The organism is Pseudomonas sp. ES1 (assembly GCF_050586605.1).
Taxonomy (GTDB): domain Bacteria; phylum Pseudomonadota; class Gammaproteobacteria; order Pseudomonadales; family Pseudomonadaceae; genus Aquipseudomonas; species Aquipseudomonas sichuanensis.
In genome coordinates this window covers 1-8,962 of sequence record NZ_JBOBDM010000105.1, presented here as the reverse complement: position 1 = coordinate 8,962, position 8,962 = coordinate 1, and the positions used below count along the sequence as shown (strand labels likewise).

Genomic DNA, 8,962 nt, shown 5'->3' with positions numbered 1-8,962 from the left:
ACCGCTGAATGCGCATACATCTACAAAAACCAACACCCCGAACCCGAACCCGAACCCGAACCCGAACCCGAACCCGAACCCGAACCCGAACCCAAACCTTGCCACCCCCACCCCAACCCGCTATCGTCCCACCACCCCAAAATTCATCCGATGACTGGACGTACCCAGGTGACCCTCCTGATCAAACGCTCCCTGGTCGAGCAAGCCGTCGACCAGCTCCGCGACCGCATCGCCCAAGGCACCTGGTCGATCGGCCAGCGCCTGCCCACCGAACCCGAACTTGCCAGCGACCTCGGCATCAGCCGCAACACCGTGCGCGAAGCCATGCGCGTCCTGGCCTTCAGCGGCCTGGTCGAGATCCGCCAGGGCGACGGCAGCTACCTGCGCACCGCCCAGGACCCCCTGCAAGCCGTGCAGGCCATGGCCCGTTGCACCGTCGAGCACGCCCGCGAAACCCGCCATATCCTCGAAGCCGAAGCCATCGGCCTGGCGGCACTGCGCCGAACCGAACAGGACCTGCGCGAACTGCGCCAAGCCCTGCAGCACAGCGCGGCGCACTTCCAGGGTGACGTGGACGCCTACGTCGAATGCGACATCAATTTCCATCAGCGCCTGGTGGATGCCGCCCACAACCCGGCGCTCAGCGAACTCTACCGCTACTTCTCCGGCGTAGCGGCCGCCGCCCTGCAGCACAACATGACCACCGTCCCCCGTTGCCAGGCGGTGTTCGACCTGCATGAGCAGATTCTCGACGCCGTCGCACAACGCGACCCGGAACTGGCCAAGCGCCTGAGCCGAACCCTTATCGAATCCTGAACGGGAGACGGCCATGGCCGAACCTATGACCCGCGACACGACTCCCCGCGAAGCGGAGCTCGACGAACTGCTGATCGACGCCGAGGCTGACGACGAGCAAGTGCAGCAACAGCCGGTGCTGTTGCGCCGGCCCTGGCTGCTGTTGCTGGGCCTGGTGCTGGTGGCACTGAACCTGCGCCCGGCCCTGTCGAGCATGGCGCCGGCACTGGGCCAGGTCTCGCAAAGCCTGGACCTCAGCGCCTCGCAGGCGGGCTTGCTGACCACCTTGCCAGTGCTCTGCCTGGGGCTGTTCGCACCGCTGGCGCCGATCCTGGCACGGCGCTTCGGCAGCGAGCGGGTGATCCTCGGGATCCTCCTCACCCTGGCCCTGGGCATCCTGGTGCGCAGCGCACTGGGCGTGACGGGGGTGTTCCTTGGCAGCCTGATGGCGGGGGCGAGCATCGGCATCATCGGTGTGCTGCTGCCGGGTATCGTCAAGCGCGACTTCCCACAACACGCCGGCACCCTGACCGGGGTCTACACCATGGCCTTGTGCCTCGGGGCGGCGCTGGCCGCCGGCGCAACCGTGCCGCTGAGCCAGCACTTCGATGACAGCTGGGCGCTGGGCCTGGGCTTCTGGATGCTGCCGGCGTTGCTGGCGATGCTGGTATGGCTGCCCCAGGCACGCCAGGGCCATGGCCTGCACAAGGTGGCGTATCGGGTGCGCGGGCTGTGGCGTGATCCACTGGCCTGGCAGGTGACGCTGTACATGGGCTTGCAGTCGTCGCTGGCCTATATCGTCTTCGGCTGGCTGCCTTCGATCCTGGTGGGTCGGGGCCTGAGCCCGACCGAGGCAGGCCTGGTGCTGTCGGGTTCGGTGCTGGTGCAACTGATCAGCTCACTGAGCGCGCCGTGGCTGGCGACCCGTGGCAAGGACCAGCGGCTGGCTATCGTGGTGGTGATGTTGGTAACCCTGGCCGGTCTGTTCGGCTGCCTCTACGCGCCCATTGACGGGCTGTGGGGCTGGGCGGTGCTGCTGGGGCTGGGGCAGGGCGGTACCTTTGCCCTGGCCTTGACCCTGATCGTGTTGCGCTCGAAAGATGCGCACGTGGCTGCCAACCTGTCGAGCATGGCCCAAGGGGTGGGGTACACCCTGGCGTCCACCGGGCCCTTCGCCGTCGGCCTAGTGCATGACCTGACCGGGGGCTGGGATGCCCTGGGCTGGATCTTCGCAGTGCTGGGGATAGGGGCTATCGCGTTCGGGCTGGGCGCCGGGCGGGCCCTGCATGTGCAGGTCAGCAGCGAGCGGGTGTAGAGCACGCCGCCCGCGATCATCATTCACGGCGCGAATGGGCATGGTACTGCTGCTAGCCAGGCAGTATCGTGCGGGTTCCGTATCTTCGCAGGACCACCCCATGAGCGATGCCAACAGCGCCCTGATCACCCGTTTCTACCAGGCCTTCCAGCGCCTGGATGCCGAGGCCATGGTGGCCTGCTACAGCGACGACATCGCCTTCAGCGACCCGGTGTTCGGCACCCTGCGCGGCCAGGATGCCGGCGATATGTGGCGTATGCTCACCCGCCGCGCCAAGGACTTCACCCTGACCTTCGACAACGTTCGCAGCGATGAGCGTGGCGGTGGCGCCCACTGGGTGGCGACCTACCTGTTCAGCCAGACCGGGCGGGTGGTGGTCAACGATATCCAGGCGCGTTTCGTAATCCGTGACGGGCTGATCTGCCAGCACGACGACAGCTTTGACCTGTGGCGCTGGTCGCGCCAGGCGTTGGGCATGCCGGGGGTGTTGCTGGGCTGGTCGCCGGTGCTGCAGAACAAGGTTCGCCAGCAAGCCTTCAAAGGGCTGCGGGCGTTCCAGCAGGGGCGCTGAGGGGGTAAGCTGGCGGCCATCTTCAGCTGTATCGAATCGAGCCGTGAGCGAGACACCTTCCACCGTCGAGTGCAAACCCTGGTACGTCTACCTGGTGCGGGCCGCCAATGGTTCGCTGTACTGCGGCATCAGTGATGATCCGCAGCGGCGCTTCATCAAGCACCAGAAGGGGCAGGGCGCACGCTACTTCAAGACCAGCCCGGCGCAGGCGCTGGTGTACGTGGAGCAGTGGCCGGACAAAGGCGAAGCGCTGCGCCAGGAGCGCCTGGTGAAGAAGCTGCGCAAGAAGGCCAAGGAGGCGCTTGTTGCCTCCTGGTGCGAAACCTCAGCGCACTGATTTGTGGGAGCGGGTTTACCCGCGAACACCGGCATAGCCGGTGCCATCTACTGTGTTGCCTGCTTCGCGGGTAAACCCGCTCCCACAGCGCCAGGCCGGTCGCCTCAATCCTTGCGCCGCTTGAGCTGATCGACCAACTGCGTCGGCAGCCCCTTGATCACCAGCGTCCCCGCTTCCTCGTCATACTCGATCTTCGAACCCAGCAGGTGCGACTCGAAGCTGATCGAAAGCCCTTCGGCCCGCCCGGTGAAACGACGGAACTGATTGAGCGTGCGTTTATCGGCGGGGATTTCCGGCGACAGGCCGTAGTCACTGTTGCGGATGTGATCGAAGAAGGCCTGTGGGCGGTCCTCGTCGATCAGGCTGGACAGCTCTTCGAGGCCCATCGGCTCGCCCATCTTGGTCTGCGAGGTGGCGTAGTCGACCAGGGTCTGGGTCTTTTCCCGGGCGGACTCTTCTGGCAGGTCTTCCTTCTCGACGAAGTCGCTGAAGGCCTTGAGCAGGGTGCGGGTTTCGCCCGGGCCGTCCACGCCTTCCTGGCAGCCGATGAAGTCACGGAAGTAATCCGAGACTTTCTTGCCGTTCTTGCCCTTGATGAACGAGATGTACTGCTTGGAGTTCTGGTTGTTCTTCCACTCGGACAGGTTGACCCGCGCGGCCAGATGCAGCTGGCCCAGGTCGAGGTGGCGCGATGGCGTCACGTCGAGTTCGGCGTTCACCGCCACGCCTTCGCTGTGGTGCAGCAGGGCGATCGCCAGGTACTCGGTCATGCCCTGCTGATAGTGGGCGAACAGGACATGGCCGCCGGTGGACAGGTTGGATTCTTCCATCAGCTTCTGCAGGTGCTCGACGGCGACGCGGCTGAAGCTGGTGAAGTCCTTTTCCTGTTCCAGGTACTGCTTGAGCCAGCCGCTGAACGGGTAGGCCCCGGACTCGCCATGGAACAGGCCCCAGGCTTTGCCTTGCTTGGCGTTGTAGCTGTCGTTGAGGTCGGCCAGCAGGTTTTCGATGGCATCGGAGGCCGCCAGTTCGCTGTCGCGCGCATGCAGTACAGCGGGGCTGCCATCGGGCTTCTTGTCGATCAGGTGAACGATGCAATGACGGATTGGCATGGAATTCTCTGTGATGTAAGCGGGGGCGAGGCCGCGCTGCAAAGTCGCTCAGTTTACCTCAGGGTGGGGGCGATGCAGTGGCCAGATGTTGGCGGAAATGGCGGTTGTTCGTTTTTTGTTCATTTTTGTGCGTTTTTTCCTTAAACCCCCGAAAAACCTGCACAAAATCAGTGTCGACAGCGGATATTTATCGATTCCTGTGGTAGCTTTGCGCGGTCTTGCGCCCCTTGAGTGGCGCATTGCTGGCAGCGTGCTGGCGGGGTGTCGAACCAAACGCCGATTTGCGCATCTACATACGCGATCGACGCGGCCTCTGGATTGTCCCGGGCTGGCCCGACCACCGACCAAGCACGCTGCACAACCTCTGATTTGATAGGGAAGGAACACCACCATGGCACTGACCAAAGACCAACTGATTGCCGATATCGCTGAAGCCATCGACGCGCCAAAAACCACCGCGCGCAACGCCCTGGAGCAACTGGGCCAGATCGTCGCTGACCAACTGGAAAACGGCGCCGAAATCACCCTGCCAGGCATCGGCAAGCTGAAAGTCTCCGAGCGTCCTGCCCGTACCGGCCGCAACCCTTCGACTGGCGCTGCCATCGAAATCGCTGCCAAGAAAGTCGTCAAGTTCGTTCCGGCCAAGTCGCTGAACGACGCCATCAACAAGTAATTGTTGCCGCGTTGACGAGACCGCGCCCGGCTTGCCCGGGCGCGGTTTTTTTGTGCTTGTGGTTGCCCTGTGGGAGCCGGCTTGCCGGCGATCACCGGCAATGCCGGTGCCCTCCATCGTGTCGCCTGGATCGCCGGCAAGCCGGCTGCCACAGAAAGATCAGCGCTTGGCCAGCCAGCCCTTGCGCGCCTCGTCGTCATGGAAGCTCCAGGCGACCATGCGGCTCTGCTTCTGCCCCTGGCCCATCTCGACAATATGTAAGGCCTTCACCCCGGCCTTCTTCAGCGCCGCCTCGATGCCCGGCAGGTTGCTGGCCTTGGACACCAGGCTGGTGAACCACAGTACCTGCGCTGCGTACTGCACGCTTTCATCGATCAGTTGGCTGACGAAACGGATCTCGCCGCCTTCGCACCACAGTTCGTTGTTCTGCCCGCCAAAGTTCAGCACCGGCAGCTTGCGCTTGGGGTCCTGCTTGCCGAGGTTCTTCCATTTGCGCTGGCTGCCACGGGTGGCTTCTTCGCGCGAGGCATGGAAGGGCGGGTTGCACAGGGTCAGGTCGAAGCGCTCGCCCTCCTGCAACAAGCCGCTGAGGATGTGCTTGCGCTCGGCTTGCAGGCGCAGGCCGATGGCCTTGTCCAGCTGGTTGGCCTGGACGATGGCCTTGGCCGAGGCCAGGGCCATCGGGTCGATGTCGGAGCCGGTGAAGCGCCAGCGGTAGTCGCTGTGGCCGAGCAGTGGGTAGATGCAGTTGGCACCCACGCCGATGTCCAGCACGCGCACCTGGGCGCCGCGTGGCACCTCGCCGGCGTTGTCCGCGGCCAGCAGGTCGGCGGCCACATGGATGTAGTCGGCGCGGCCCGGGATCGGCGGGCACAGGTAATCGGCCGGGATGTCCCAGTGCTGGATGCCGTACTGGGCCTTGAGCAGCGCACGGTTGAACACCCGCACGGCTTCGGGGTTGGCGAAGTCGATGCTGGGTTTGCCGTAGGGGTTGGTGATGGTGAAGCGGGCGAGGTCCGGGTGGGCCTTGATCAGTGCCGGGAAGTCGTAGCGGCCCTGGTGGCGGTTGCGGGGGTGCAGGGTGGGTTTCTGGGTCATCGTGGTGTCCTGAAAAGCATCGCCGGCAAGCCGGCTCCCACAGGTACAGCGCATCCTGTGGGAGCCGGCTTGCCGGCGATGGGCTGCAAGGCAGCCCCAAAGGCTTCACTGAATATTACAGCGCAGCGATCCGCGCATGCTGCTCGGTGAAGTTGGCCAGGGCCTGCTCCGACTCGGCCAGCTTGGCGCGCTCTTTCTCGATCACGGCAGGCGGGGCCTTGTCGACGAAGGCGGCGTTGGACAGCTTGCCGCCCACGCGCTGGACTTCGCCCTGCAGGCGCTGGATTTCCTTGTTCAGGCGTGCAAGCTCAGCGTCCTTGTCGATCAGGCCGGCCATCGGTACCAGCACTTGCAGGTCACCCACTAGCGCGGTGGCCGACAGCGGTGCTTCGTCCTGTTCGCCCAGCACGGTGAACGACTCGACCTTGGCCAGTTTCTTCAGCAGGGCTTCGTTTTCCTGCAGGCGGCGCTGGTCGTCGGCGTTGGCGTTCTTCAGGAACAGCGGCAGCGGCTTGCCCGGGCCGATGTTCATCTCGGCGCGGATGTTGCGCAGGCCGACCATCAGCTCCTTGAGCCATTCGATGTCGCCTTCGGCGGCAGCGTCGATGCGGCTCTCGTTCGCTTCAGGCCACGGCTGCAGCATGATGGTCTTGCCGTCGATGCCAGCCAGCGGCGCGATGCGCTGCCAGATTTCTTCGGTGATGAACGGCATGAACGGGTGGGCCAGGCGCAGCGCCACTTCCAGCACGCGCACCAGAGTGCGACGGGTGCCACGGGCGCGCTCGACCGGGGCGTTCTCGTCCCACAGCACCGGCTTGGACAGCTCCAGGTACCAGTCGCAGTACTGGTTCCAGATGAACTCGTACAGCGCCTGGCTGGCCAGGTCGAAGCGGAACTGCTCGAGCTGGCGGGTCACTTCGGCTTCGGTGCGCTGCAGCTGCGAGATGATCCAGCGGTCGGCCAGCGACAGCTCGTAGGCCTCGCCGTTCTGGCCGCAGTCCTCGCCCTTGTCCAGCACGTAGCGGGCGGCGTTCCAGATCTTGTTGCAGAAGTTGCGGTAGCCCTCGACACGGCCCATGTCGAACTTGATGTCACGGCCGGTGGAGGCCAGCGAGCAGAAGGTGAAGCGCAGGGCGTCGGTGCCGTAGCTGGCGATACCTTCGGGGAACTCGGCCTTGGTCTGCTTGGCGATCTTCTCGGCCAGCTTGGGCTGCATCATGCCGCTGGTGCGTTTTTCCAGCAGGGCGTCGAGGGTGATGCCGTCGACGATGTCCAGCGGGTCAAGCACGTTGCCCTTGGACTTGGACATCTTCTGGCCCTGGCCATCACGCACCAGGCCGTGCACGTACACGGTCTTGAACGGGACCTGCGGGGTGCCGTCGTCGTTCTTGATCAGGTGCATGGTCAGCATGATCATCCGGGCGACCCAGAAGAAAATGATGTCGAAGCCGGTGACCAGCACGTCGGTGGAGTGGAACTTCTTGAGGAACTCGGTCTGTTCCGGCCAGCCCAGGGTGGAGAAGGTCCACAGGCCCGAGCTGAACCAGGTGTCGAGCACGTCGTCGTCCTGGCGCAGTTTCACGTCGCTGCCCAGGTTGTGCTTGGCGCGCACTTCGGCCTCGTCGCGGCCGACATAGACCTGGCCGGCCTCGTCGTACCAGGCCGGGATGCGGTGGCCCCACCACAGCTGGCGGCTGATGCACCAGTCCTGGATGTCACGCATCCAGGAGAAGTACATGTTCTCGTACTGTTTCGGAACGAACTGGATACGGCCGTCTTCCACGGCAGCAATGGCCGGTTCGGCCAGCGGCTTGGTAGACACGTACCACTGGTCGGTCAGCCACGGCTCGATGACGGTGCCGGAACGGTCGCCCTTCGGTACTTTCAGGGCGTGATCGTCGATGCTGACCAGCAGGCCCTGGGCGTCGAGGTCGGCAACGATCTGTTTGCGCGCGACAAAGCGGTCGAGGGTGGCGTACTGCGCGGGCAGGCTGGTATCGATCTGCTCGTTGACGCTGCCGTCGAGGTTGAACGCCTGGGCACTGGCCAGCACCATCGCGTTCTTGTCGAAGATGTTCAGCAGCGGCAGGTTGTGGCGCTTGCCGACTTCATAGTCGTTGAAGTCGTGGGCCGGGGTGATCTTCACGCAGCCGGTGCCGAATTCGGGGTCGCAGTAGTCGTCGGCGATGATCGGGATCAGGCGGCCGACCAGCGGCAGCTTGACGAACTTGCCGATCAGCGCCTGGTAGCGCTCGTCGTTCGGGTTGACGGCCACGGCGGCGTCACCCAGCAGGGTTTCCGGACGGGTGGTGGCGACCACCAGGTAGTCCTTGCCTTCGGCGGTCTTGGCGCCGTCGGCCAGCGGGTAGCGCAGGTTCCACAGGTGGCCCTTCTCGTCGTGGTTTTCCACTTCGAGGTCGGAGATCGCCGTGTGCAGCTTGGTGTCCCAGTTGACCAGGCGCTTGCCGCGGTAGATCAGGCCGTCTTCATGCAGGCGTACGAAGGCTTCCTTGACCGCGTCCGACAGGCCGTCGTCCATGGTGAAGCGCTCGCGGCTCCAGTCCACCGAAGAGCCCAGGCGGCGGATCTGGCGGCTGATGTTGCCACCGGACTGATCCTTCCACTCCCAGACCTTCTCCAGGAACTTGTCGCGGCCCAGGTCGTGGCGGTTCTGGCCTTTGGCTTCCAGCTGGCGCTCAACGAGCATCTGGGTGGCGATACCGGCGTGGTCGGTGCCTGGCTGCCACAGGGTGTCGCGGCCCTGCATGCGGCGGAAGCGGATCAGGGCGTCCATGATCGCGTTGTTGAAGCCATGACCCATGTGCAGGCTGCCGGTGACGTTCGGCGGCGGGATCATGATGGTGTAGGACTCGCCTGCACCTTGTGGGGCGAAATAGTTCTCGGACTCCCAGGTGTTGTACCAGGAAGTTTCGATGGCGTGCGGCTGGTAGGTCTTGTCCATGCGCGGCGGGACCCTATGGCATTTGTTCAGGAAAGCCGGGAAGTATACAACGGCGAGACGGCAGGGGACACGGTGTAGTGACATTGCACCGAGTGAGGC

8 protein-coding genes are annotated in these 8,962 nt (G+C 64.4%); 5 read left to right on the top strand and 3 right to left on the bottom strand.

The window, feature by feature from the left end; all coding sequences use genetic code 11:
- The first annotated feature begins 168 nt into the window (after positions 1–168).
- From ACQ4N9_RS25975 to ACQ4N9_RS25960, 4 genes are all read left to right on the top strand, one after another.
- Positions 169–816: a FadR/GntR family transcriptional regulator gene (locus tag ACQ4N9_RS25975; RefSeq protein ID WP_390968365.1), complete on the top strand. Its 648-nt coding sequence runs from the start codon at positions 169–171 to the stop codon at positions 814–816.
- A 13-nt stretch (positions 817–829) separates the two neighbouring features.
- Positions 830–2,110 carry a CynX/NimT family MFS transporter gene (locus ACQ4N9_RS25970; RefSeq protein WP_390968363.1) on the top strand — a complete coding sequence of 427 codons (1,281 nt, stop codon included), beginning with the start codon at positions 830–832 and terminating at the stop codon, positions 2,108–2,110.
- 100 nt (positions 2,111–2,210) lie between these two features.
- A complete protein-coding gene (locus ACQ4N9_RS25965) occupies positions 2,211–2,681 on the top strand; it encodes a nuclear transport factor 2 family protein (protein ID WP_390968361.1) in 471 nt (156 codons plus the stop codon).
- A 43-nt stretch (positions 2,682–2,724) separates the two neighbouring features.
- The gene (locus ACQ4N9_RS25960) at positions 2,725–3,018 is read left to right on the top strand and encodes a GIY-YIG nuclease family protein (RefSeq protein ID WP_390968359.1); all 294 of its coding nucleotides are present in this window, start codon (positions 2,725–2,727) and stop codon (positions 3,016–3,018) included.
- A 104-nt stretch (positions 3,019–3,122) separates the two neighbouring features.
- On the opposite strand, the gene yejK is transcribed toward ACQ4N9_RS25960, so the two are convergent.
- Positions 3,123–4,130: a nucleoid-associated protein YejK gene (gene yejK / locus ACQ4N9_RS25955; RefSeq protein ID WP_125465327.1), complete on the bottom strand. Its 1,008-nt coding sequence runs from the start codon at positions 4,128–4,130 to the stop codon at positions 3,123–3,125.
- A gap of 391 nt (positions 4,131–4,521) precedes the next feature.
- On the opposite strand from yejK, the gene ACQ4N9_RS25950 reads away from it, so the two are divergent.
- Entirely contained in the window at positions 4,522–4,803 is a 282-nt protein-coding gene (locus tag ACQ4N9_RS25950; RefSeq protein ID WP_110993227.1) for an HU family DNA-binding protein, read from the top strand.
- A gap of 159 nt (positions 4,804–4,962) precedes the next feature.
- On the opposite strand, the gene rlmF is transcribed toward ACQ4N9_RS25950, so the two are convergent.
- Together rlmF and ACQ4N9_RS25940 are read right to left on the bottom strand one after the other, a co-directional pair.
- Entirely contained in the window at positions 4,963–5,901 is a 939-nt protein-coding gene (gene rlmF, locus ACQ4N9_RS25945) for a 23S rRNA (adenine(1618)-N(6))-methyltransferase RlmF (RefSeq protein ID WP_390968357.1), read from the bottom strand.
- Between the two features lie 115 nt (positions 5,902–6,016).
- Positions 6,017–8,863 (bottom strand): valine--tRNA ligase, encoded by a 2,847-nt coding sequence (locus ACQ4N9_RS25940; protein ID WP_316906546.1) that lies wholly within the window; start codon positions 8,861–8,863, stop codon positions 6,017–6,019.
- Positions 8,864–8,962: the final 99 nt, after the last annotated feature.